Here is a 23,711-nt window from a genome sequence, read left to right on the forward strand (position 1 = left end):
TCGAAACGAAGCAACAGTGAGTCAGAAGGGTTCCGCGGTGTACGCGATCGTTCGTTGCGGCGGCAGGCAGCAGAAGGTCTCCGTCGGTGACGTCCTCGAGGTGGACAAGGTCGCCGGCGAGGTCGGCTCTTCGGTTTCGCTGCCGACGGTGCTCGTCGTCAACGACGGCGACGTGACCACGGAGGCGGGCAAGTTCACGGTCAGCGCCGAGATCCTCGGCGAGACCAAGGGCCCGAAGATCCGCATTCTCAAGTACAAGAACAAGACCGGTTACAAGAAGCGCCAGGGACACCGCCAGCGGTACACCCAGGTGAAGATCACCGGCATCGACCAGGCCTGATCGGGAGTTTGAGAGATGGCACACAAGAAGGGCGCGTCGTCCACCCGGAACGGCCGCGACTCCAACGCTCAGCGCCTGGGCGTCAAGCGTTTCGGCGGCCAGCTCGTCAACGCGGGCGAGATCATCGTCCGGCAGCGTGGCACCCACTTCCACCCCGGTGACAACGTCGGGCGTGGCGGCGACGACACGCTGTTCGCCTTGACGGCCGGGCACGTGCAGTTCGGCGTCAAGCGCGGGCGCCGCGCCGTCAGCATCGTTCCTGTCGCGGAATAGGGTTTTCCCCCGCTTCCGGTTTGGCGTTGCTTCAGGGTGGATCGACGGGATGTCGATCCACCCTTTGGCGTTTCCAGGGGCGTTGTTGGGGGGTGGCCGTCCGGCGGTGTGCCGGGTGGCCCGGGTACGGGGACGAGATGGCCCCGGTGGGATGGAGGAGTGCGGGATGCCGGACTTTGTGGACCAGGTGGTCCTTCATATCAGTGCCGGTGACGGAGGGAACGGATGTGCCTCCATCCACCGCGAGAAGTTCAAGCCGCTCGGCGGCCCCGACGGCGGGAACGGCGGCCGGGGCGGTGATGTCGTCCTGGAGGTCGATCCCAACACCGCCACGCTGCTCGACTACCACCGCCGGCCGCATCGTAAGGCCGACAACGGCAAGCAGGGGCAGGGCTCCAACCGGGATGGGGCCAACGGGGGCGATGTGGTGCTTCCCGTGCCCAACGGGACTGTGGTGAAGGACGCGGCCACGGGTGAGGTGCTGGTGGACCTCGTGGGAGCCGGCACCCGCTACGTCATCGCCCAGGGCGGGCACGGCGGGCTGGGGAACGCGGCGCTGGCCACCACCAGGCGCAAGGCGCCCGGGTTCGCCCTGCTCGGGGAGCCCGGGGACGCGCTGGACGTCATGCTGGAGCTCAAGAGCGTGGCGGACGTGGCGCTGGTCGGGTTCCCGAGCGCCGGCAAGTCGTCGCTGATCGCCGCGTTGAGCGCGGCCAAGCCGAAGATCGCCGACTATCCGTTCACGACCCTGATCCCGAATCTCGGCGTCGTGACGGCGGGGGACAACGTGTTCACCGTGGCCGACGTGCCGGGGCTCATCCCGGGGGCCTCGGAGGGCAAGGGGCTGGGGCACGAGTTCCTGCGGCACGTCGAGCGGTGCGACATGCTCGTGCACGTCATCGACTGCGCCACCATGGAGCCCGGGCGGGATCCGATCACGGACTATGAGGTGATCGAGGCGGAGTTGCGGGCGTACGGGAAGCTTGAGGACCGGCCCCGGCTGGTCGTGCTGAACAAGGCCGACGTGCCCGACGCCCGGGAGCTGGCCGAGCTGGTGACGCCCGAGTTCGAGGAGCGGGGGCTGCGGGTGTTCACGGTTTCCGCGGCCACCCACGACGGGTTGCGGGAGCTGACGTTCGCCATGGGCGAGTGGGTGGCGGCGGCCAGGGCGAACAAGCCGGTCGAGGAGCCCACGCGGCTGGTGATCAGGCCCAAGCAGCTCGGGGACACCGGCTTCCGGGTGCGCCGGGTCAACGAGAACCTGTTCCAGATCACCGGTGAGAAGCCCGAGCGGTGGATCAGGCAGACGGACTTCAGCAACGACGAGGCCGTGGGATACCTCGCCGACCGGCTGGAGCGGCTCGGTGTCGAGGAGGAGCTGGCCAAGGCGGGCGCCACGGCCGGGGCCGAGGTGGTCATCGGGCCCATGGAGGGCGGCTACGTCTTCGACTGGCAGCCCACGCTGAGCGCCGAGTCCGTCCGGCAGGGGCCGAGGGGCTCCGACAGCCGCCTCGGCTAGCTCGCGGCGGGTGGCCGGGCGTTCGCCGGGCGCTTCGTGGCGTCGGGCCCTTTGGTCAGCTCGCGGCGGGTGCCCGGGCGTGCCGGGTGTTCTGTGGCGTCGAGCCCGTGGCGGGCCGGCTTGGTCAGCTCTCGGCGGCGCCGAGCAGGGTTGCTTCCGCGCCGCCATCGGCGTAGAGGATCTGGCCGGTCATGAATTGTCCGCGCTGACCGTCCACGCCAGCAACGACGCGATCGGCGCCACCGGGCCGGGGAAGCCCAGCGGTTGCGGCATGGCGGCCGCCACGAGCTCGCGAGTGGCCGGATCGTCCAAGAACGTCCGCCAGGCCGTCTCCGTGTCCACCACGCCGGGCGCCACAGCGTTGAGCGGGATGCCCGCGCCCGCCCACTCGGGGCGCGGCGCGGCGCGCCTGAGCCAGCGGTTGAGTGCCAGCTTGGTCGAGGGGTGGACGACGCGGCCCCGGCCGGACTCGACGAGCGGCGCGACGGCGGCCGCGGCGGCCATGGCGGGGGCGATGATGGGAGCGGTGACCTCGGCCGCCTCCTATGCGCTGCGCCGCGGCGACTCGCCCGGGGAGGTCACGGCCGCGATGCGGCGGGCGGCCGTGAGCGTCACCGTATCAACAGGTGAGACCGGCGGTGAATGGAGTGCCCCGCCGAGCGGATAGGCTGCGAAACGTGCGAGAACAGATCAGCTCAGCGTCCAGGGTGGTCGTCAAGGTCGGGTCGTCCTCGCTCACCACTCCCGCCGGAATGATCGACGTCGACCGGGTCGATGCCCTGGTGGACGTGCTGGCGTCGCGCCGCGGTTCGGGCGCGCAGCTCGTCCTGGTCTCCTCCGGGGCGATCGCGGCGGGCCTCGGCCCGCTCGGGTTGACCGCGCGACCGCGCGACCTTGCCACCCAGCAGGCGGCCGCGTCCGTCGGCCAGGGGGTGCTCGTCGCCCGCTACACCTCCTCCTTCGCCCGCTACGGCCTGCGCGTCGGCCAGGTGCTGCTGACCGCCGACGACATGATGCGGCGCGCGCACCACGCCAACGCCCAGCGCACCCTGTCCAGGCTGCTCGACCTGGGCATCGTGCCCATCGTCAACGAAAACGACACCGTGGCCACCGACGAGATCCGCTTCGGTGACAACGACCGGCTGGCGGCGCTGGTGTCGCACCTGATCAGGGCCGACGCCCTGGTGCTGCTGTCGGACGTGGACGCGCTCTACGACGGCCCGCCGAGCCGCGCCGGGTCGCGCCGGCTGGCCGAGATCCGCGGCCCGGAGGACCTGATCGGCGTCGAGCTGGGCAGGAACGGCGCGGCCGTGGGCACCGGGGGCATGGTGACCAAGGTGCAGGCGGCCAGGATCGCGACCGGGGCCGGTGTGCCGGTAGTGCTCACCGCGGCCGCTCACGCGGCCCAGGCGCTCGCCGGAGACGACATCGGTACCTACTTCCACCCCGGGGGCCGCCATCCCGGCACCCGCCTGCTCTGGCTCGCGCACGCCACCACCGGGCGCGGCCGGTTGCACCTCGACCAGGGCGCGGTCGAGGCCATCGTGGGGCGGCGCAAGTCGCTGCTGCCGGCCGGGGTGACAGGTGTGGAGGGTGAGTTCGCGGCGGGCGATCCGGTGGACCTGTGCGAGCCCCGCGGCCTCGTGGTGGCCCGTGGCCTGGTCAACTTCGACGCCACCGAGATCCCCGACCTGCTCGGCCGCTCCACCCGGGAGCTGGCGACCGAGCTGGGCCCGGAATACGAACGCGAGCTCATACACCGCGACGACATCGTCATACTGGAAGCCCACAGCTGATGCGCTTACGGAGTCCGTAGCCTGCGGAGCGGAGCAGCAGAGGTCGCCTCGTTCCGGAAGGAGCGCAGGTGCTTGAGGAGTCCGGAGCAGCGGAGCGGAGCGTAGCAATGAGTACAGAGTTCCTGAAGGTCGCCGGCGCGGCGCGAGAGGCCGCCGCCGAGCTGGCCCCGCTGCCGCGGGCGCCCAAGGACCGGGCGTTGCGCGCGATCGCGGACGCCTTGATCGCACATGCCGCCGAGATCGTCGAGGCCAACGCCGAGGACGTCGAGCAGGCCAGGGCGCAGGGCACCGCCGAGGCCATGATCGACCGGCTGCGGCTCGACGAGGCCAGGGTCGCGGCGGTCGCCGAGGCCGTCCGCGAGGTGGCCGACCTGCCCGACCCGGTCGGCGAGGTGGTCCGCGGCGGCACCCTGCCCAACGGGCTGGAGCTGCGCCAGCTCAGGGTTCCGCTGGGCGTGATCGGCATCATCTACGAGGGCCGCCCCAACGTCACCGTCGACGCCGCCGCCCTGTGCCTCAAGAGCGGCAACGCCGTGCTGCTCAGGGGCTCCTCCAGCGCCTATTCCTCGAACACCGCCCTGGTCCGGGTCATGCGGGAGGCCCTGCGCGGCACCGAGGTCCCGGCCGGCGCCGTGCAGCTCGTGCCGGGGCGGACGCGCGACTCGGTCAAGGAGCTCATGCGCGCCCGCGGCCTGGTCGACGTGCTGATCCCGCGCGGTGGCGCGGCCCTGATCCACTCGGTGGTGGAGGAGTCCACGGTGCCGGTGATCGAGACCGGCGTCGGCAACTGCCACGTCTACGTCGACGCCGACGCCGACGTGGACCTGGCCGTGCAGATCCTGGTCAACGCCAAGGCCCAGCGGCCGTCGGTGTGCAACGCCGCCGAGACGTTCCTGGTGCACGCCGACATCGCCGACGCGTTCGTGCCGGCGGCGCTCCGCGCGCTGGGCGAGGCGGGCGTGACCGTGCACGGCGATGCCGCCATCGCCCGCCATGGCGACGTCGTGCCCGTCACCGAGGACGACTTCTACACCGAATACCTCTCGCTCGACATCGCCGCCGCCGTGGTCGGCTCGCTGGAGGAGGCGGTGGCGCACATCAGACGTTACGGCTCGGCGCACACCGAGGCCATCGTCACCAGGTCGCAGCGGGCCGCGCGCAGGTTCGTGGCGCTGGTCGACTCGGCGGCGGTGGCGGTCAACGCCTCGACCAGGTTCACCGACGGAGGGGAGTTCGGGTTCGGCGCGGAGATCGGCATCTCCACACAGAAGCTGCACGCGCGCGGCCCGATGGGGCTGCCCGAGCTGACCTCCACCAAGTGGGTCTTTACCGGCGAGGGGCATTTGCGCACGTCAGAGGGCACGGTGGTGGCCGGTTGACCGGCGTGTCGGCCTGACCGGGGGATGTCCGGCGGTTTGACTGGGAGGCATGGAAATTGTCGTCGCCCTCGTCTTCTCGGCCGCGGTGCTCTTCGGCGCCGACCGGCTGCTGCTCTGGCTGGAGAGCCGCGGCCATGTCAACTGGCGCCGGAAAGGCCGCAGGCAGTTGTCCGAGGAGCCCACGACCGACTTCGACACCATGCTCTCCGACCACACACGTCGATAATCCTTCGGCGTGCCTCAAGCGGCGACTCGCGTCACGGCGCTAGGGTTGTGTCCCCTATGGGCGCGCCGGGCGGGGAGGGACGGTGAGCAAGCTCGGCAAGGTCGGGCCGTACACCCTGGTCGAACGGCTTGGCCGGGGTGGCATGGGTGAGGTCTACCTGGCCACCACCCGCCGTGGCGAGCACGTCGCGATCAAGGTCCTGCACGATCTGGCCGAGGACGAGACCTCTCGCATCCGGCTGGAACGCGAGGTCCGCGCGCTGCGCCGGGTCGAGAGCCCGTACGTCGCCAAGGTGCTGGACGCCGACCTGGACGGCGCCCGGCCCTATCTCGTCATGGAGCACATCGAGGGCGTCACGTTGCTCGAACGCGTGCGCCAGAGTGGCTCCCTCGACGTCACCCAGCTCGTCGACCTGGCCCAGGGCATCGCCGCCGCGCTGGCGATCATCCACGCGGCCGGGGTCGTGCACCGCGATCTCAAGCCCGGCAACATCATCATGGGCGCCGAGGGGCCGGTGCTGATCGACTTCGGCATCGCGCAGGTGCTCGACGCCACGCGGCTCACCGTGACGGGCACGTTCCTCGGCACGCCCGGCTACACCGCTCCGGAGATCTTCGCCGACGAGCATGTGGACTCGCCCGCCGACGTACACGCCTGGGCGGCCACGGTGGCCTTCGCGGCGACCGGGCGGCCGACGTTCGGGCGGGGGACGGCCGAGGCGCAGATGTACGCGGTGCTGAACGGGCAGGCAGACCTCAAGGGCGTGCCCGTGCAACTGCTGCCGCTGGTGCGGGCCTCGCTCAACAGGGAGCCCGGCAAGCGGCCCACGGCGGCGCTGCTGGCCGACCGGCTGTCGCGGCTGGCCAAGGTCTCGAGCAGGGCCACCGGCGCCGCCGATCCCGAGCCGGCCGCCGGGCGGGCCGCCGCCGTCGCGGAGGAGGGCAAGGGCGCGGCGGTGCGCAGCCGTACCGCCGAGGAGGCCGCCCGGGGCGAGGCCAAGGCGCGCAGCCGGCCGAACTCGGCCGGCTCGGACGGCAAGGTGCCTCCGCCGCGCGCGCGGGCGAACGCCGACAGCAAGTCCACCACCACGCGCGGCAAGGTGCCCGCGCCGCGGTCCCGGCTCAACGCGGAGGGCAAGAACACCGGGCCGCGCCAGCGTACGGCGGCGGCCGTCAGGAGCAGGGCGGCGGCCAAGCCGCAGACCCGCAAGAAGGCGGGGCTGCGGGCGGAGCCGTCCACCACGCTGCCCGCGGGCAACGGCGCGCTGCTGCTGCTCGCCGTGCTGGCCGTGCCGTGCGTCGTGGTCTCGGTGATCTTCCCGATCGCCTCCATCGGGATCACGACGGTGTTCGTGGTGCTGACCAGGACGCTCTGGATGAGCCACTGGCTGACCAGGAAACACAACTCGCGCCGCCTGCGGGTGACGCTACGGGTGCTGCTCTTCCCGCTCGCGCTGGCCGGGGCGGCGGCGACCGCCGTGGTGTGGCCGGGCGTGCCGGTCGCGGTGGCGTCGGGCGGCGCGCTCTGGGTGACCGGCGGCGGGGAGATCGACTCCACCTGGTGGCAACAACCCGCGCCCGTCACGGTGGCTGGCGTGGTGTTCGGGATGTTGTGCGGCGGGATCACCGGGCGCGAGATCGAGCGGATCGGTCATCGGCTGCCCGACCTGCGGAGAGAGGGGTTGCGCGCACTGGCCGTGCTGGGCGGGTTCGTCGCCCTGTGTGCGGCCGCCGTGCGCGCCATCGCCCTCCTGATCTGATCCGCTGCCCCGTGACGGCGGACCAAACGCGGCTGATCAAACGGATCGGTCGCGTACGGGGCCGATCGGCTAGCCCTGCCCGCCGTCACGGCGGGAGAAGCGGTTGAAGATGCGCTCGCCCGCGTTGACGGCGCCCTCGGCCACGTCGCGCAGCACGCCGATGAACGGGTCCTGCGACTGCGACCAGGACGCGCGGTAGGACTCGGCCGCCGCTTTGATCTCGTCGGTCACCCGTGCGTTGGAGTCGTCCTCCCTGCGCGGGTAGTCGCCGCCGATGATGCGGTCGTATTCGCCGCTGCGCTGCCACTTGTCCAGCTCGGCCACGCGCACCACGGCGAACGGGTGGGTGGTGCCGAGCAGGTTGAGCACCTTGAGGAAGCCGTCGCGAAGGTCGCCCGCGGTGTCGTATTCCTGGTATTGCTCCAGGAACGCCTCGATGTTCATCTCGTGGGTGTAGTCGCCGCCGGCGAGCTTCATCAGCGCGCGCTTGGCCGCCTCCGGGTTCTGGCCTGTGAGCAGGCCACCGCGGTCGGAGGACAGCTCGGACTTGCGGTACCACTCCTCCAGGCCCGCGACGATCGCGCGCAGGCCGATGTAGCCGAGCGGGATCCAGGCGACGCGGGTGGCGAGGCGGGTCAGGATGTCGAGCATCGTCCGGTAGACCGCGTGCCCCGACAGGATGTGCGAGGTCTCGTGGCCGATGACGAAGCGCTGCTCCTCCTCGTTCATGAGGTTGAGCAGACCTGTGGTGACGACGATGAACGGGTCGTCGAAGCCGATGGCCTTGGCTTGGACCTGCGGGTCCTGCTGGATGTAGATCTCCGGGATCCGGTGCAGGTCGAGAGTGTAGGCGGCGTCGCGGCCCATGTCGTAGACGGAGCGGAACTGGGTCTCGCTCACGCGCACGGCCGAGGCCAGGTACATCAGGCGAAGCCGCCGCTCGCTGATGAGGCCGGACATCTGCTTGAGAACCGTATCGAACCCACTCAACTTACGCAGAGCGACCAGGGCGGACCGGTCTGCAGGGTGTTCATAGGCTCGGGACGAGATGCCGGGCAGTTGGACGCGGTTGCGGTCCGGGGTGGTCGTCATGCCCGGCATGCTACGTCCGCAACGGAAGTGGCGCGCGGACATCATCATGGGGGGTGCCATCATCCTGTCGTGGGGCGCCCGCGTAGTGTCCGTTTCATGATGAACGCGCCTGGTGCACAGGGGAAGCGGCGAGTTGGGGTGATGGGTGGGACGTTCGATCCCATCCACCACGGCCACCTTGTCGCCGCCAGTGAGGTGGCTCACCACTTCGATCTCGACGAGGTCGTCTTCGTGCCCACCGGACGGCCGTACCAGAAGGCGGAGCGGGAGGTCTCCGCCGCTGAGGACCGTTATCTGATGACGGTCATCGCGACCGCGTCGAATCCGCGCTTCTCTGTCAGCCGGGTGGACGTGGATCGGCCGGGGCCGACGTTCACCATCGACACTTTGCGTGATATTTCGGAAATTTACGGTCCCGACGTGGAGCTGTACTTCATCACCGGCGCCGACGCGCTCGGTGCCATTCTGGGCTGGCAGAACGCGGATGAGCTGTTCGAGCTCGCCCACTTCGTCGGCTGCACCCGTCCCGGGCACACACTGCACGATCCGGGACTGCCCGAGGGCAAGGTGACGTTGCTGGAAATTCCCGCACTGGCCATTTCGTCGTCCGAATGCCGTCAGCGAGTCGCCAAGGGGGAACCGATTTGGTATCTGGTGCCGGATGGAATCGTTCAGTACATCAACAAACGAGGCTTGTACCACTCGGAAGGATGAAAGAGACGCGTGACCTGGGCGCGCGTGGGAAGTCATGCCGTACGTGAGGGGTTTCGGCCTGGAAGGGTACCCTCAACATATGGGCATGCTGCCGACACAGGAGGACAGACCCGCATCGTGACCGCATCTGACAGATCCGTCCAGCTCGTGCGCATCGCCGCGGAAGCCGCGGCCGACAAGCTGGCCGATGACATCCTCGCCTACGACGTGAGCGAACAGCTCGTCATCACCGACGCCTTCCTGCTCTGCTCCGCCACCAACGACCGCCAGGTCCGTGCCATCGTCGACGAGATCGAGGAGCGGCTGCGCACCGAGGCCGACGCCAAGCCCGTCCGCCGTGAGGGCGAACGCGAGGGGCGGTGGGTGCTGCTCGACTACATCGACATCGTCGTGCACGTGCAGCACGAGGAAGACCGCACGTTCTACGCGCTTGAGCGCCTGTGGAAGGACTGCCCGGGCATCTCGCTCCCCGAGAGCGTCATGCAGGCCAACCTCCAGCGGGCGCGCGCGTGAGGAAGCAGAGCGTACGCACCATACAGGCTCATGAGGGAAACAGCGGGGAAGCCGCATGAGCAAGCGGATCGTCTGCCTGAGACACGGGCAGACCCTGTGGAATGTCGAGCAGCGATTCCAGGGGCACTCCGACATTCCCCTCGACGAGACGGGTGTGGCCCAAGCCGCAAGGGCCGCCTCACTGCTGGCGGCGCTGCGGCCCACCATGATCGTCTCCTCCGACCTGCAGCGCGCCAACGACACCGCGCTGGCGCTCGGGCGCATCGTCGGGCTCGACGTGGCGGTCGACAAGGCCCTGCGCGAGCGGGGCGGCGGCCAGTGGGAGGGGCTGACGCGGGAGCAGATCGCCGCCCGCTGGCCCGAGGAATACACCGTCTGGGAGGCTCCTGACGGCGAGCCGGTCACCGAGGTCGCCACGCGGGTGGCGGCCTCCATGCGCCGGTGGGCGGCTCGGCTGGCGGACGACGGGCTGCTGGTCGTGGTCTCGCACGGGGCCGCGCTGCGGCTCGGGATCTGCGAGCTGCTGGGGCTGCCGGAGCAGTTGTGGTCGGCGTTGGGCGGGCTCGGCAACTGCTCGTGGTCCGTGTTGCACGAAGGGCGTCGTGGGTGGCGGCTGCTGGAACACAACGCCGGGACGCTGCCGGAACCCGTACGCAGTGACGACAAGCCTGAGACCGAGGCCTAGGCAGGGCTCGTACTGCCCGTACTGTCCGTACGGCTCGGGGGCCGTGCGGCAGGGGTGCGTTGAGGCGTCGTCGTTGCATGGCGTGGTTGTACGGTGTTTCGCGTCGTCTGGGGCTGTTGAGGCGTCGTAGGTGGACGGCGCTTCGCGTTGCCTGGGACTGTCGTGTGCTGTTTTGGACCCCTTTGCTTCGTGGCGTCTGTGGAGCCGCGTACGGTCCCGGTGCACCGTGTCTGGCACGTCGTATGGGGCAGGCCGGCGGAATTGCTCGGTTCCGGGCAGTCGGGGGCCGGCGCTTCGGTGTCCGCTGCGGACTGGACTCGACTTTCGGGTTCGGGCTCCTGGTGGTGGCCTGGTGGCTCGCGGTTCTGGTGGGGCCACGGCGCGATTATGCGAATCGGTGCGGATGGCTATATGCTCTCCGAGCGCCGCAACGGGTGGACTCGGAGCGGTGACCAGGGGCTATGGCGCAGTTGGTAGCGCGCCTCCATGGCATGGAGGAGGTCTGGGGTTCGAATCCCCATAGCTCCACAAGATCGAAAGGCTCGGTTCCATCTCGGTGGAGCCGGGCCTTTCTTGTTGATCAGCAGGTTGCGGGCCTGTGCCCCGGGGCGATCTCCTCCAATCCCTGGGCGACCTACTCCAATCCCTGGGCGATCCGGGCGGCGGCCGGGAGCGGCGTCGGGCAGTTCGTTCGTGGGTCGGCCGCGCGGTGAATGTGCTGGACCTGCGTTCGGTGCTTGCCGTGGTGGCGTATGAGTGGTTCCGCGGGGCCAGGACCGCGCCCACGCCGATTTCGGACGCGCACTGGCCTGGACAACCGCCCCTGGCACTGATGCCCTTCTATGGCCCGCTGGTCCACCTGCAGCGCGCACTCAAGCGGCACACCGCCCCGGCCGGAGCTGCGTCCGGCGGGTGGTGCCCGGCGCTCGGCGGGGCGGGGTGGGTGGGTCAGCGGCCTTTCTCGTAGGTGAGGAGACCGTGGGTGAGGCGGAGGGGGACCATGATCAGCTCGACCAGGAGGGCTTTCCAGGCGTAGTAGAGGTTGACGGCTTTGTTCAGGTAGACGAAAGGGAGGTTGAGGAGGACGCGGCCGGGAGGGAGGTGGCGGCGTTTGGCGGCGTGGATCAGGATGGGGATGGTGAGCAGGAGCTCGCCTCCCGCCCACCACGTCAGTGTGCGGGTCATGGGCTCGTCGGCGGCGAGGATGAGGATCAGTGGGGTGGCCCACCAGAGCGGGGCCAGGATGATCTCCAGGAGGGCCACGATGATCCAGGTGGCCAGCATGGGCTTGCGGGTGAGCAGGCGGGGGAGGTGGAGGCGGACATTCTGCATGAAGCCCGCCATCCAGCGCCACACCTGTTTGCGGAGGTAAGTGAGGGTTTCCGGGTCGGCGGCCCAGGCCACGGCGTCGGCTACGTAGACCGCCTTGCGGCCCTCGATCTGCCGGCTCCACGTGAAATCCATGTCCTCGACGATCGTGCGTTCGGGGAAACCGCCGAACGCGGTCAGGGCGGTGCGCCTGAACACCGAGCAGCAGCCCGAGCAGACCATGGGGCTGTCGGCGAGTTGCTGGATCGGGCGGTGCCAGTGGAAACCGAAGAGGTATTCGGTGGATCTGCCTCGCTCCCAGGGGGTGCGGGAGAAGCGGGTTTGTACGTTGCCTGCCGCCACGTCCACGTCGGGGTTGTCGAAGACGGGCTTCATGCGCTCGATGTAGTCGGGAGCGAGGACGGTGTCGGCGTCAACGGCCAGGATCAGGTCGGTGTCGCAGTGGGGGAGCGCGTGGTTTTGGGCCTTGGCCTTGCTGCCCAGGTTTTGCGGTGGGCGCAGGACTGTTACGCCGTGGCTCGCTGCGATCTCGCCGGTGCGGTCGGTGGAGCCGTCGTCGATGACGATGATCTTTTCTGGTGGGATCGACTGGGCCTTGATGGAGTTGAGGGTGGCGGGTAGGCCCTGCTCCTCGTTGTGTGCGGGGACGATCACCGTGAGGGAGGGCGGGGTCACCTGCGCCTCCTTCGCAGCTTGAGCGAGATCAGCGTCACCAGGCCGACCATGGCGTAGATGATCAGGCTGAATCCCAGCGTGGGCGGGCCTCCGGGCATCCTGTGCTTCCTCTCCGTGGGTGATGTCGTCGGTGTGGAAACGAGGATGCTGGGGTTGGTGGGGCCGGGGAGGGGCCGAATCGCGTTCTGTGGATGGGGGAGGGGTCGAACCAGGTTCTGTGGGAAAGGGGTACGGGGCACTGGTGCGGGCTGCTCCTCGACGGGGACAGCACCGTGGAGTCGTCGCGTTCGCGTAGGGCCACGGGCGCCGCTCCCCTGGCGTACGTGATCAGCGTGTTTCCAACGGTTTCCATGGCTATCGGCCGGTTCCGGTACAGCCCCGATCAGGGGCGTTCCGGGGTTGGGGGTGCCGGTTCGCAGATGCGCGGCGTCGGTGGGCCCGGAACAAGGAAGGGCCGGACCATCGAGGTCCGGCCCTGGGGGGATGGGTGTTGTCAGTGCTGGATTGCCTGTCGGTGTGCCGCGCGGCTGACGGGAACCGCCGTCAGGCTGAGGACGACCGCGATGACCCCGACGACCCAGGACGTCCACGAGGCCCCCTGGGACTGCGTGTACGTCAGGACCCACGGTGCGATGAACAGCAGCACACCCCAGAGGGTGTTGAGCCATTCCGTCGCCACCGTGCCCGGGTATGTGAGGGACACCAGCGAGGTGATCGCGGTGAGCGCACCCAGGACGATCAGCGAGGGCATCGCGCCGGAGGCGCTGTTCACCCAGATCGGGGAGAGTGCCGCGTAGATGCCGGCGACCAGGAGCACCCAGTCCTGCCAGCGTGACCATGCCTTCATGAGGACCTCCGCCAATGGCGTTCGCGAGGCTGGCCTGTTTGGTCAGTCGATCGGCTGCAACCTTCGGGGGGAGACGGAGATTCCCTTTGCTCATGGTGATGTTGCGCACACTTGATTCGTGAGGACGTGATCCGAGCAGATGCGGGCAGCGTCGCGGGTCAGCCGGGTCAGCTGGGTCGTCTCGCCGGGTTCCTCCCCGCCGGCTTCACCCGGCAGGTCACGAGCGGGCAGGTGGCCAAGGTCCGACGGAGTAGGCGGCCAGCGTGACCAGCGCGTTCCACCTCGAGCTGTCCACCCGGAACACCAGGGGCTCACGGGGTCGGGGGCGCATGGGCTTACGGGGGTGCCAGGCCCGAACGGGGACGTCCGGACCGCGTCGTGGACGTCCCTGGCGCTGACCTGGACCGGCAGGCGCTCGTGAAGGTCCATGGCGGGAAACTCCCTGCGGGCAAAACATGTCTTATCCCGATATATCCAAAGAAATGCTTGGAAGTCGGTAACGGGCCACGAGTTCGGCCGCGGTGGCGGCCAGCCGCTCACGCAGCTCCGCGGGCTCCAGCACCTCGGCGTCCGTGCCCAGCCTGAGGAACTCGCCGAGCGCGTGCCCGATCGACTCGATCGGCACCGTGACCCGCGTCCAGCCCTGCTCGTCCGGCGGCTGCGCGCTCTCCCGCGCCGCCGCGACCACGCCAGGGGTCATGAGGTCGTCCAGGCGCTTCAGACCGGCCGGCGACAGCCGGACCACCGCCTCGCCCCACTTCAGCCGGGCCTCGAACTCCTCCAGGTATCCCTGCCAGTAAGCCGCCAGATCGAACCCGTCCGGCCTGGTGAAGACCTCCGGGAGCGGGTGCAGGTCGAGGATCTGCGAGACGCGGTAGGTCCGTACGTGCTCGCCCGCCCCCGCCACGAGATACCACCGCCCGGCCTTGACCACCAGCCCGTACGGCTCCAGCCGCCGCTCCACCTCCTGAGGCGCCTTCCACCGGCGGTATCGGACCTGGATGCGGCGCTCGTTCCAGACCGCGTCGGCCACGGCGGGCAGGTAGGTCACCGGCTCCGGATCGCGGTACCAGGTGGGCGCGTCGAGGTGGAAGCGCTCCTGGATGCGCCCCGCGCGGTCGCGCAGCTCCACCGGCAGCGCGGCCATGAGCTTGAGCTGCGCGGCCGTCACCACGGCGCCCAGCCCCAGCTCGGCCGCGGGCCCCGGCAGACCCGCCAGGAACAGGGACTCGGCCTCGTCCGCGGTCATCCCTGTGAGCCGGGTGCGGTAGCCGTCGAGCAGTTGGTAGCCGCCGCTGCGGCCCGCGTCGCCGTACAGGGGGATGCCGGCGGCGTGCAGGGACTCGACGTCGCGGTAGATGGTGCGTACCGAGACCTCCAGGCGCTCGGCCAGCTCGCGGGCGGTCATCCGGCCCCGCGTCTGCAGGAGCAGGAGGATGGACACCAGGCGGGAGGCGCGCATATACGCTGACACTACCTGTCAGTTTCACGGTCGCCACCCGGCATTGCGACGGGGCGGCGGGCTTGGACGAGATCACCGTCCCGGCCAGTGGGATGAGCCTGCGGGTGTACGGCCGGCGGCGGGCACGTGGTCGGGTCGGCAGTGCCAGGGGCGTGCTGGACCCGTCGCCCGTGGTGGGCCGGTTCGGGGGGAGTTCCGCGGAGAGGACGTCTACGAGGGCAGGACGGTGCGGTGCCGGTTCGGGTGGACGGTCTTCGGGGCCGACTCGTGTCGCTGGGGGCCGGCGTACTCAGTGGACGGCGAGCAGACCTGGGAGACCAACTGGATCATACGCGGGCGTGACGGTCGCGCACGGCCTCAGCCGAGGCGCGACGGCCCGGCGTCCCCAGGCGGGGCGTGCTCGAAGGTGATGGCCGAGCGGGTTTCGGTGGCGCGCGGCTTGTCGGCGGCGCTGCGTGCCCACAGGACCGCCGCCACCGCCAGGGCCGCGACCAGCACCACGAGCCCGCCGACCAGGACCACCCACCACCAGGCGGACCTGCGCGGCTTGGCCTCGTAGTGCTGCACGTCGGGCAACATGTCCGGCGTGTACGGCAGGCGCCGCGTGTTGGGGTCCTCGGGCGGACCCTGGTTGGGGGGAGGGGCCGGACGGGGGTAACGGAGCCTGACCGTCTGGTTGGGATCCGGCTCGCGACGACCAGGCTGATCTTGATTCATGATCCCCTCAGGCGGTGCTGTGGGCCAGTCGATGATGGTGACATTGTCACATTTGCCGCAGATATTCCGTCGAAACGGCATGACTACGGTACTCGTGACAGGTGGCAGCGGGCGGCTCGGCCGTCCCCTGATGGAGATGCTGGTCGAGGCGGGCTTCGAGGTACGGGCGACCAGCCGTACCGCGCGTCCCGCCGCCGGAGGCGTGCGGTGGGTGGTCGCGGACCTGTCCACCGGCCGGGGTGTGGCGGAGGCCGTGGCCGGAACGGACGCGATCGTCCACCTGGCCGCGGCGCCCTACAAAGGCGGCTACACGCTCAAGGTCGAGCTCGGCGGGACGTCCGCGCTGCTCGCGGCCGCCCGCGAGGCCGGTGTGGGACATCTGGTCTATGTCTCCATCGTGGGTGTGGACCGGGTGCCCTGGGGCTATTTCCGTACGAAGGTACGCGCGGAGCGGCTCGTCGAGGAGGGTGACGTGCCCTGGACGATCCTGCGGGCCACGCAGTTCCACGGGTTCGTGGTGGAGGCGCTGAGCGCGACGGCCCGGCTCGGCGTGGTGATCGCCGATCCGGGGATCCCCGTGCAGCCGGTGGACGCCGGTGACCTGGCCCGGCATCTCGTGGCACTGCTCAGGCGCGGGCCCGGGGGCAGGATCGAGGAGTTCGGCGGGCCCGAGGTACGCACGATGGCCGAACTCGCCGAGACCTGGCTGCGGGCCGGCGGGCTTCGCAGACGGGTGCTGCGGCTCCGGGTGCCCGGCAGGCTCGGCCGGGCCTTCAGGGCCGGGCACCTGACCACGAAGGCGCAGCCCACGGGCGAGATCACCTGGGAGGATCATCTGCGACGGACCTGAGCCCGGCCGGTCCCCGACGGTCTCGTCCGCCTGGTCAGCCCTGGTTCTCGCCGTAGGGCGGCTGCTGCGGCGCCTGCCAACCGGGCTGGACGGGAGGCTGTGAGGCCGGCGGTTGCTGGGAGGGGGGCCACTGTGCGGCGTCCTGTGGGGCCGGGGGCCGCTGTGTGGGGGGCTGCTGCCCGCCCTGAGGCCACCGCTGCTGGGGCTGCGGCCAGCCCGCCCCCTGCGGCTGGCCCGCCTGCGGTGGGTTCCGGCGGGCGATCACGCCCCAGACCAGCAGTCCGATGCCGACCGCCTGGAAGATCGTCGAGATCAGGTTGGAGATCGCCGACACCGTGAGAACACCCAGCATGGACATGAAGAGGCCGGCCGCGATGTTGAGCACCACTCCCAGCAGCAGCACGATGCAACCCGCCATCCCAAAGAGCGCGGCCCGACCGTGGTCGCGTCTTCTCATCGCCGTCACGACGGCCCCGGCGATCAGGACGACGGCCATGATGATGAGGGAGATGATGCCGGTGACCTGGATCATGTGCACGAGAGAGCTCCGCTGGGAGAGGAAACGACCTTCCGACGCTACGGGGATTCGCGCAGATCCGCCACCGCGCTGTTGATCGAGTTCAGGTCGAGCGGGCCCTGGTAGCGGACTCCGTTCAGGAAGAGCGTGGGGGTGCCGCGCACGCCGCTCGCGCGGCCCGAATCCTCGTCGAGCGCGATCCTGGCGACGTGGCCCGGCACGTCCGACCAGGGGGCGATGTCCAGGTCGGCGGCATACTGCTCCAGGTCGGCGTCGGTGAGGAAGCGCTGGTTGTCGTAGAGGAGGTCGTGCATCTCCCAGAACCTGCCCTGATCGGCGGCCGCCTCGGACACGATCGCGGCGGAGGCGGCCCGGGGGTGCAGGGTACGCAGCGGGAAGTGCCGGAACACCATCCGCACGTCCGGGTTCTTCCGCATCAGCTCCTCCAGGACCGGATGGAGCCGCCCGCAGTACGGGCACTCGAAGTCCCCGTACTCCACGATCGTCACCCGGGCGCCCGCCGGCCCCCGTACGTGGTCCTCCGGCCCGACGGGCACCGTGAGCACCTCGGGCAGCTCCTCGGCGGGCTCCTCGTCCGGCGGCGCGCAGACCCCGCCCCGGTCCCAGGCCAGCTTGAAGATCACCCAGCCCAGCACGGCCGACAGCAGCGACCCCGCCAGGATGCCGATCTTCGCCTGGTCGTGCAGGACCGGGTCCACGAAGGCCAGGTCCACGATGAACAGCGCCACCGTGAACCCGATCCCGGACACCGCGGCCCCGCCCAGCAACTGCCCCCAGACCAGGTTCCCCGGCAGGGTGCCCCACCCGAAGCGCAGCGGCAGCCAGGTGCCGAGCGAGATCCCGACGAACTTCCCGGCCAGCAGCCCCAGCGCCACCCCGAGGGTGACCGGCGAGGTCAGCGCGGACCGCAGGATCTCCCCGTCGAGCCCCACCCCGGCGTTGGCCAGGGCGAAGAGCGGCACGATCACGTAGCTGCTCCACGGGTGCAGCCGGAGCTGCAGCCGCTCGTTCACGGAGACGGCCCGCTGCACCCGGAGTGCGGCCTCCCTGGCCCGCTCCGCGCTGGGATCGCTGGTGAACCCGTGCACGGCCTCGCCGGCCAGCAGCAGCTTCTGGTCGCTGGGCGCGTACACGAAGACCAGCATCCCCATCGCGATGCCCACGAGCGTCGGGTGGATGCCGCTCTGCAGCGTGGCCACCCACAACGCGAACCCGAGCACGATGTACGCCGGCGCCCGCCAGATCCTCAGCCACCGCAGGGTCACCACGGCTCCGAGCAGCAGGACGGCGGCGACCAGGGCGGGAACGGAGAGGCTGGCCGTGTAGAAGATCGCGATGATCATGATGGCCAGCACGTCGTCCACGATGGCCAGCGTCAGCAGGAAGGCCCGCAGCGGGTCGGGGCACCGGGCCCCGACCACGGCGAGCACGCCCAGCACGAAGGCGGTGTCGGTGGCGATCGGCACCCCCCACCCGCCGGCCGCCGGCCCGCCGTAGTTGAGCAGCAGGTAGATCCCGGCCGGCACGAGCATCCCGCCGAGTGCCGCGACGGCGGGCACGGCGATCAGCCGCCGGTTGCGCAACTGCCCGAGCCGCGCCTCGTAGGACACCTCCAGCCCGATGAGGAAGAAGAAGACGGTCATGACGCCGTCGTTGACCCAGTGCCGCAGGTCCAGGGAGAAGCTCGCGTCGCCGAACGAGATCCCCATGCGGGTGTGCCAGAAGGCCTCGTACGTGTGCCTCCACGGCGAGTTGGCCCACAGCAGGGCGAACACGGTGGCGATGAGCAGCACACTTGTGCTCCCCGCCTCGGTGCGAAAAAAGGCGCGCAACATATCAGATCTCCCCCGGAGACCTGATTTTAGAGTGCCCTCGGAAGACCGAGCCCCGGCCCCTGGGCATGCCGAGGGCGGGCCGCCCGGCGACCCGCCCTCAGCGCGATCTCACAGGTTACGCAGATAGGCCAGTGAAGGCGCGAAGAAGTATTCACCGCCCTTCAGCGTGACCGTCTGAGTCACCTGGGCCTGCGGTTCCGACATCTCGGGCTTGCCCCAGGCCGTGGGGTGGGTGACCTTGATGTCGCGGTCCCCCTGCCCGATGACCGGGTCGTGGCCCGTGCCCGCGACCTGGAAGTCGGGGCTGTTGGCCCACGACTGCTGGGTGAACTCGAACTGGTCCACCAGGCTGCTGTTGAAGGCCATGAACAGCAAGCCCACGTCCCCCCTCGGGCGTACCTCCGGCGGGGAGTCGTCCCAGGGCTGGTCGTCACGATCGCCGTAGGTCTGGCCGCGCCGGGCCATCAGCACCTCACGCCCGAAGGAACGGGGGTTCGTCTTCCTGACGTGCGCGCTGAACGGGCACTTGGTGCCGTCGTCGGTGTCGAAGTTGAAATCGTTGCTCACCGGCCCGCCGACCTCCTTGGGCTTGGAGGTGAGCGGCGTGCCGTCCTCGAAGCGGCCGACGAGCAGCGCGCCGGCCCGGTCGCGGTCGGCGCCGGCCAGGCCGAGGCTGTCGGCCAGCTCCTGCTCGTTCTCCTTGAACGCCCGGACGTTCTGCTCCAGCTTCCTGAAGACCAGGTAGCTGCCGTGGTGACGGTCCGGGTTAGGCGCGAAGGGATCCTGGACCAGGATGTTCGCCAGCGGGAACGCCGGGTCCCAGTGCTCCTTCGGCTCCTTGTCCACATCGTCCTTGAGGAACAGCGGCTGGCTGCGGCCGTCCACGTATCCGAAGTGCTCGATCCCGTCACCGGCCGGGTTGCGCATGCTCTTCCCGGTCTCCTCGCCGAGCAGCCGGGCGCTCTCCGGCAGGTCCGCGACGATCTCCTCGCGCAGCGCCGCCACCGTGTGCGTGTCGTCGTCCCCGATCAGGATGACGGCGTGGATCTCCCGCTGGTAGACCCACTCCCACTGCTCCGCCGGCGGGTCGTTCACCTCGGCGGTCCGGCGCTTCATGCCGTCGCGGAACGCCTTGTCGCCGAATGCCCGCACGTCCTCGACCGAGTGGCCGAGGTCGCGGTATCCGGCCTTGCTGATGCCGACGCCCACGTACGGGCTGCCGCGCCGGCCTCGGGCGGTGAAGTCGCGCGTTTCCTGCAGGTGCTTGCGCGCGGACTTCATTTTCGTGACCGCGAGGCGCCGCAGGTAGGCCCTGCCCTCGGCCACGTCGTTGAACCGGACGAACAGCACGGACAGATGGTCACGCACGTGAGCGCGCAGGATGTTCGGCTGGAGGTTGTCCAGCATCGCCTTCGTGTCCGCGTCGAGCGTGGCCGAGTCCCAGGCCAGAGGTTGTGCGTTGTTCAGATCGACAGGCATTGTCGAGTCCTTTCCCCGTTTTCCCCAGGAAATCGGGCCCCCTGACGCGTTGCAGAAGGAACGCAAATTTACGAATCCCCCGGGTTTTTCCAACGCGCCCCACCTGTACGACTCGCGGGCGATCGAGAAAGTTCCAAGAATGCGGACACCATGGTTTCCCGATCGTATTCGCCCGCGGAGCGGTCATGATCGAGCCGTCGGCACCCGCGGGCGGGGCGGGGGAGCACCGATGACGAGCCGGCGTCGGGGCAGATCGAGTGGCACGCGCGACATCCCGCTGCGCGCCGCCCGCGAGTTCTTCCTGGCCAAGGGATACGCCGAGGCCACGGTCGCCGACCTGGTGACGGCCTCGGGCATCAACGCCGGCAGCCTCTACCACCACTTCGGTGGCAAGCCGGGGCTGTTCCCGGCGCTCTGTGGGAGCAGTTCATTGGGGGCCAGGAGGAGCGCACCTCCCGGGCGGCCAGGGCCGCTCACGACCATGACGGGCGAGGCGGGGCGCGCGGTGGCCGCGTGCGAGTCCGGCGAGAGGAGACCCGGGTGACCATTGACGAGGTGATCCGCCTGGTGCGCCGGCTGCTGCCTACCGCACAGGACGTATCCGCGCCGCCTCCCTTGGGACGATGGCGCGGGGCGGCCCGGCTGCGACCGTGGGGAGCATGGACGCACTCCGCCGCGCACTGGGCCTGCTCTCGGTGGTCTACCTGCTGGCCTTCGTCTGCTTCGGGCTGTCGCACGCCGGGGTCGCGCTCGGCCCGCTGCGCCAGCCCGTGATCGTCCCGGCCGTGATCGTGGAGCTGCTGTGCGCCGCGGCCATGCTCACCGGCGCCGTCGGCGCGCTCACCGGCCGGGCCTGGGGCTGGGACGGGCTGATCTACACGCACGCGGGCGCGCTGGCCGGGGTGCTGCTCGGCATCATGGCGGTGGCCTTTCGTGGCGACGGGGAGAGCGCGCTGCTCAGCTGGTATCACGGCACGATCGCGACCCTGCTCGCCGCCGGCCTGGCCGGGGCCTTCTACGTCTCCAGAGTCCGCAGGTAGGCGGCTGCCTCGGCGATGTGGTCCTCGCCGAACACGCGGATGCCGTTGAGCTCCAGCAGCGCCGTCGTGACGCCCCGCCCGGGGGTGCGCCGCCCGCCGAACGTGCCGTCGTAGATCGACAGCACACCGCACGACGGGCTGCCCTCCTTCAGCACCGCCAGCCGCGCTCCGGCCGACCGCGCCGCCGCCAGGGCCTCTCGCGCGCCCGCCAGGAACGCCGCCGTCACGTCCGATCCGTCGGCCGCCAGCACGCGGGCGTCGCCCGCCAGCACGGCCGCCCCGCCCGCGCCGCCCTCGATCTCGGCGGCGGGACGCGGGATCGCCAGCCCGCCCTCCACCTCCGGGCAGAACGGGACCAGCCGCCCCTCCGCGCGCCAGGCCGCGAGGCAGGCGTCCGAGCTGGTCTTCGCGCCGCCGTCGAAGCGCACCTTGCGCCCCATCAGGCAGGCGCTGACGAGGATCCTGTCCACGCTTCGATCCTATGAGCGTGCCCGGACCCGCGGGACGGCGACCGGCCCTTCGCATGAGGGCCGGACGGAATCAGGGGCGAGCCACCCGGGCGATAGCCTTTGTCCCGATGAACACCACCGTCGCCACGATCGTGATCGTGCTCGCCGTGCTGCTGACGCTGGCGAGCCTGGTCACCGCCATCCGCGACCGGCCGATGGGCATGGTCCTGCTGGTCGGCTTCGCCGTGCTCGAAGTGGCGGTGCTGGTGCAGGCGGGCTTCGTCATCGCTGCCGTGGCCGGTGGCGCCGGGCCCCCGGACAAGGTGACGCTGTTCGGCTATGTCGGGGGCCAGGTGCTCATCCCGCCGGCCGGGGTGTTCCTCGCGCTGGCCGAGCGGAGCCGGTGGGGGTCGGCGATCCTGGTGGTGGCCGGGTTCGCGGTCGCGGTGATGACCGGGCGCCTGCTGCAGATCTGGCAGGGGGGCGCGTGACCACCTCGATCGGCACCGGGCCAGGGCGGGCGCTCGTCGCCGTCTACGGGCTGTTCTCGCTGGCCGCCGGGGCGCGGGCGGGGGTGCAGATCGCCCTCAAGTTCGGCGAGGCGCCGCTGGCGTACTCGTTGTCGGCCTTCGCGGCGCTCGTCTACATCCTGCTCACCGTCGCCCTCTTCCGTGGTGCCCGGCGGCTGGCGCTGGCCGCGATCGTCGTCGAGCTGGCAGGGGTGCTGGTGGTCGGCACGCTCAGCGTCCTGGATCCGGCCGCCTTCCCCGACGAGACGGTCTGGTCCACGTACGGCAAGGGTTACCTGTTCATCCCGCTCGTCCTGCCCCTCGTGGGGCTCTACTGGCTGCGGCGCAGGCGCTGACGCCGCGGTCCTCCGCGGCCGGTGGCCGAAGAGCGCAACCTTGTAAGAACACCTATATCGGTCCTGTAGGGTGGTGATTCGTCCCATGATTTGATGAATGGAGGATTACTCGCATGAGCGCGCTCGCCGAAGAGTCCCGGGCCAAGCCCGGTCCGCTCGCCTGGCTGCTCGTGCTGGGAATCGTCCTCGCCGCGCTCAACCTGCGCACCGCGGTCACCAGCGTGGGCCCTCTGCTCGACCAGCTCACCGACGCGCTCGGCATGTCCAGCGTCGGCACGGGTCTGCTCACCACGCTACCCGTGCTGGCCTTCGCCAGCGTGGGGGCGGTCACGCCGTCGCTGGCACGGCGGCTCGGCGAGCACCGGCTGCTGCTGCTCGCCCTCGTCACGCTGGGCCTCGGCCTGCTGGTCAGGTCGCTGGTCGGCTCGGCGCCGGTGTTCCTGCTGAGCAGCGCGGTCGCGCTGTCCGGCGGGGCGGTCGGCAACGTGCTCATCCCGACGCTGATCAAGCGTCACTTCCCGGCGCGCACCGGGATCATGACCATCGTCTACACCACGGCCCTGGCGGTGGGCACCATGCTGGCCGCCTCCGCGACCGTGCCGATCGAGCGCGCGTCAGGCGACTGGCACGTCGCGCTCGGCGTGTGGGCGGCGCTGGCCGTCGTCGCCGCCATTCCGTGGCTTGCGCTGCTGCGCAGTGAGCCGGAGCGGGACGCGGGCCGCCGGGACGCGGGCATCCGGCGCCTGGTCAGGAGCAGGCTGGCGTGGATGATCGCGATCTACTTCGGCGCCCAGTCGATGATCGCCTACATCATGTTCGGCTGGCTCGCCACGATCCTCGCCGACGGGGGCTACAGCACCTCGCAGGCGGGGCTGGTCCTCGGGGTGTTCACGGCGCTCAACATCCCCGTGTCGATCTTCGTGCCCATGGTGGCCGCCCGCTTCCGTGACCAGCGGCCCACCGTGGTGGGTCTCGTGGTGTTCTACGTGGCCGGCTATCTCGGGCTCTGGCTCGGGCCCATGTCCCTGACGCTGCTGTGGGTCACGCTCGTGGCCATCGGCATGGGGTCGTTCCCGCTGGCGCTGATGATGCTGGCGCTGCGCACCCGCACACCGGAGGCCACGGCCGGGCTGTCGGCGTTCGGGCAGAGCGTCGGCTACCTGATCTCCGGTGCCGGGCCGCTCCTGGTGGGCGTGTTGCGGGAGGCCACCGGCGGCTGGTCGGTGCCGTACATGATGATCTTCGCGGTGCTGGTGGTGCAGCTCCTCACCGGCCTGTACGCGGGTCGGGACCGCTACCTGGAGGATGAGACCTCCCTGGGACAATGAC

General features: G+C 70.3%; 26 protein-coding genes and 1 tRNA gene. 17 read left to right on the forward strand and 10 right to left on the reverse strand.

Translation table 11 applies throughout. The features are described from left to right. The first annotated feature begins 37 nt into the window (after positions 1-37). The 3 genes from rplU to obgE all read left to right on the forward strand — a co-directional run bounded on the left by rplU (position 38) and on the right by obgE (position 2,132). Positions 38-340, forward strand: a complete 303-nt coding sequence (rplU, locus tag ABGB18_RS29300) for a 50S ribosomal protein L21 (RefSeq protein WP_049575732.1) — start codon at positions 38-40, stop codon at positions 338-340. Between the two features lie 15 nt (positions 341-355). Then, positions 356-613: a 50S ribosomal protein L27 gene (rpmA, locus tag ABGB18_RS29305; protein ID WP_020546367.1), complete on the forward strand. Its 258-nt coding sequence runs from the start codon at positions 356-358 to the stop codon at positions 611-613. 166 nt (positions 614-779) lie between these two features. Beyond that, a complete protein-coding gene (gene obgE / locus ABGB18_RS29310) occupies positions 780-2,132 on the forward strand; it encodes a GTPase ObgE (RefSeq protein ID WP_347698850.1) in 1,353 nt (450 codons plus the stop codon). 189 nt (positions 2,133-2,321) lie between these two features. Here obgE and ABGB18_RS29315 read toward each other — a convergent pair whose 3' ends face one another. Next, positions 2,322-2,636 carry a hypothetical protein gene (locus ABGB18_RS29315; protein ID WP_347698851.1) on the reverse strand — a complete coding sequence of 105 codons (315 nt, stop codon included), beginning with the start codon at positions 2,634-2,636 and terminating at the stop codon, positions 2,322-2,324. Positions 2,637-2,800: 164 nt separating this feature from the next. Here ABGB18_RS29315 and proB point away from each other — a divergent pair, with 164 nt between their 5' ends. From proB to ABGB18_RS29335, 4 genes are all read left to right on the forward strand, one after another. Next, complete coding sequence (gene proB, locus ABGB18_RS29320; protein ID WP_347699032.1) at positions 2,801-3,928, forward strand: glutamate 5-kinase; 1,128 nt, start codon at positions 2,801-2,803, stop codon at positions 3,926-3,928. A 107-nt stretch (positions 3,929-4,035) separates the two neighbouring features. Further along, entirely contained in the window at positions 4,036-5,307 is a 1,272-nt protein-coding gene (locus ABGB18_RS29325; RefSeq protein ID WP_347698852.1) for a glutamate-5-semialdehyde dehydrogenase, read from the forward strand. A gap of 49 nt (positions 5,308-5,356) precedes the next feature. Further along, entirely contained in the window at positions 5,357-5,533 is a 177-nt protein-coding gene (locus tag ABGB18_RS29330; protein WP_347698853.1) for a hypothetical protein, read from the forward strand. Positions 5,534-5,615: 82 nt separating this feature from the next. Next, positions 5,616-7,292: a serine/threonine-protein kinase gene (locus ABGB18_RS29335; protein ID WP_347698854.1), complete on the forward strand. Its 1,677-nt coding sequence runs from the start codon at positions 5,616-5,618 to the stop codon at positions 7,290-7,292. 69 nt (positions 7,293-7,361) lie between these two features. Here ABGB18_RS29335 and ABGB18_RS29340 read toward each other — a convergent pair whose 3' ends face one another. Continuing rightward, positions 7,362-8,384 carry a M48 family metallopeptidase gene (locus ABGB18_RS29340; RefSeq protein ID WP_347698855.1) on the reverse strand — a complete coding sequence of 341 codons (1,023 nt, stop codon included), beginning with the start codon at positions 8,382-8,384 and terminating at the stop codon, positions 7,362-7,364. Between the two features lie 96 nt (positions 8,385-8,480). Here ABGB18_RS29340 and nadD point away from each other — a divergent pair, with 96 nt between their 5' ends. From nadD to ABGB18_RS29360, 4 genes are all read left to right on the forward strand, one after another. After that, the gene (gene nadD / locus ABGB18_RS29345; protein ID WP_347698856.1) at positions 8,481-9,098 is read left to right on the forward strand and encodes a nicotinate-nucleotide adenylyltransferase; all 618 of its coding nucleotides are present in this window, start codon (positions 8,481-8,483) and stop codon (positions 9,096-9,098) included. A 117-nt stretch (positions 9,099-9,215) separates the two neighbouring features. After that, entirely contained in the window at positions 9,216-9,611 is a 396-nt protein-coding gene (gene rsfS / locus ABGB18_RS29350) for a ribosome silencing factor (RefSeq protein WP_347698857.1), read from the forward strand. A 55-nt stretch (positions 9,612-9,666) separates the two neighbouring features. Then, a complete protein-coding gene (locus tag ABGB18_RS29355; protein WP_347698858.1) occupies positions 9,667-10,296 on the forward strand; it encodes a histidine phosphatase family protein in 630 nt (209 codons plus the stop codon). Positions 10,297-10,751: 455 nt separating this feature from the next. Next, positions 10,752-10,824 (forward strand) — tRNA-Ala (locus ABGB18_RS29360). Between the two features lie 420 nt (positions 10,825-11,244). Here the strand turns inward: ABGB18_RS29360 and ABGB18_RS29365 are convergent. From ABGB18_RS29365 to ABGB18_RS29380, 4 genes are all read right to left on the reverse strand, one after another. Next, entirely contained in the window at positions 11,245-12,300 is a 1,056-nt protein-coding gene (locus tag ABGB18_RS29365) for a glycosyltransferase family 2 protein (RefSeq protein ID WP_347698859.1), read from the reverse strand. A 493-nt stretch (positions 12,301-12,793) separates the two neighbouring features. Next, positions 12,794-13,147: an SPW repeat protein gene (locus ABGB18_RS29370; RefSeq protein ID WP_347698860.1), complete on the reverse strand. Its 354-nt coding sequence runs from the start codon at positions 13,145-13,147 to the stop codon at positions 12,794-12,796. Between the two features lie 460 nt (positions 13,148-13,607). After that, positions 13,608-14,609, reverse strand: a complete 1,002-nt coding sequence (locus ABGB18_RS29375) for a YafY family protein (RefSeq protein WP_347698861.1) — start codon at positions 14,607-14,609, stop codon at positions 13,608-13,610. Between the two features lie 357 nt (positions 14,610-14,966). After that, positions 14,967-15,326 (reverse strand): hypothetical protein, encoded by a 360-nt coding sequence (locus ABGB18_RS29380; RefSeq protein WP_347698862.1) that lies wholly within the window; start codon positions 15,324-15,326, stop codon positions 14,967-14,969. A gap of 79 nt (positions 15,327-15,405) precedes the next feature. On the opposite strand from ABGB18_RS29380, the gene ABGB18_RS29385 reads away from it, so the two are divergent. Next, positions 15,406-16,176 (forward strand): NAD(P)H-binding protein, encoded by a 771-nt coding sequence (locus ABGB18_RS29385; RefSeq protein ID WP_347698863.1) that lies wholly within the window; start codon positions 15,406-15,408, stop codon positions 16,174-16,176. 34 nt (positions 16,177-16,210) lie between these two features. Here ABGB18_RS29385 and ABGB18_RS29390 read toward each other — a convergent pair whose 3' ends face one another. The 3 genes from ABGB18_RS29390 to ABGB18_RS29400 all read right to left on the reverse strand — a co-directional run bounded on the left by ABGB18_RS29390 (position 16,211) and on the right by ABGB18_RS29400 (position 20,028). Then, positions 16,211-16,714, reverse strand: a complete 504-nt coding sequence (locus ABGB18_RS29390; RefSeq protein WP_347698864.1) for a hypothetical protein — start codon at positions 16,712-16,714, stop codon at positions 16,211-16,213. A gap of 38 nt (positions 16,715-16,752) precedes the next feature. Continuing rightward, positions 16,753-18,549 carry a Na+/H+ antiporter NhaA gene (gene nhaA / locus ABGB18_RS29395; RefSeq protein ID WP_347698865.1) on the reverse strand — a complete coding sequence of 599 codons (1,797 nt, stop codon included), beginning with the start codon at positions 18,547-18,549 and terminating at the stop codon, positions 16,753-16,755. A gap of 108 nt (positions 18,550-18,657) precedes the next feature. Then, positions 18,658-20,028 carry a Dyp-type peroxidase gene (locus ABGB18_RS29400; protein WP_347698866.1) on the reverse strand — a complete coding sequence of 457 codons (1,371 nt, stop codon included), beginning with the start codon at positions 20,026-20,028 and terminating at the stop codon, positions 18,658-18,660. Between the two features lie 229 nt (positions 20,029-20,257). Between ABGB18_RS29400 and ABGB18_RS29405 the strand changes: the two genes are divergently transcribed. Beyond that, positions 20,258-20,572: a helix-turn-helix domain-containing protein gene (locus tag ABGB18_RS29405; RefSeq protein ID WP_347698867.1), complete on the forward strand. Its 315-nt coding sequence runs from the start codon at positions 20,258-20,260 to the stop codon at positions 20,570-20,572. A gap of 115 nt (positions 20,573-20,687) precedes the next feature. After that, a complete protein-coding gene (locus tag ABGB18_RS29410) occupies positions 20,688-21,068 on the forward strand; it encodes a hypothetical protein (protein WP_347698868.1) in 381 nt (126 codons plus the stop codon). Here ABGB18_RS29410 and ABGB18_RS29415 read toward each other — a convergent pair. Then, the gene (locus tag ABGB18_RS29415) at positions 21,044-21,538 is read right to left on the reverse strand and encodes a DUF523 domain-containing protein (protein ID WP_347698869.1); all 495 of its coding nucleotides are present in this window, start codon (positions 21,536-21,538) and stop codon (positions 21,044-21,046) included. The two genes, ABGB18_RS29410 and ABGB18_RS29415, sit on opposite strands and share 25 nt — an antisense overlap. Before the next feature lie 107 nt (positions 21,539-21,645). On the opposite strand from ABGB18_RS29415, the gene ABGB18_RS29420 reads away from it, so the two are divergent. The 3 genes from ABGB18_RS29420 (at position 21,646) to ABGB18_RS29430 (ending at position 23,710) form a co-directional block, all read left to right on the forward strand. Further along, the gene (locus tag ABGB18_RS29420; protein WP_347698870.1) at positions 21,646-22,008 is read left to right on the forward strand and encodes a hypothetical protein; all 363 of its coding nucleotides are present in this window, start codon (positions 21,646-21,648) and stop codon (positions 22,006-22,008) included. Beyond that, a complete protein-coding gene (locus ABGB18_RS29425) occupies positions 22,005-22,382 on the forward strand; it encodes a hypothetical protein (protein WP_347698871.1) in 378 nt (125 codons plus the stop codon). Before ABGB18_RS29420 ends, ABGB18_RS29425 begins: the two co-directional genes overlap by 4 nt. A 113-nt stretch (positions 22,383-22,495) precedes the next feature. Beyond that, complete coding sequence (locus tag ABGB18_RS29430) at positions 22,496-23,710, forward strand: MFS transporter (protein WP_347698872.1); 1,215 nt, start codon at positions 22,496-22,498, stop codon at positions 23,708-23,710. Position 23,711: the final 1 nt, after the last annotated feature.

Source organism: Nonomuraea sp. B12E4 (genome assembly GCF_039871825.1).
In the GTDB taxonomy this organism is placed as follows: Bacteria; Actinomycetota; Actinomycetes; order Streptosporangiales; family Streptosporangiaceae; genus Nonomuraea.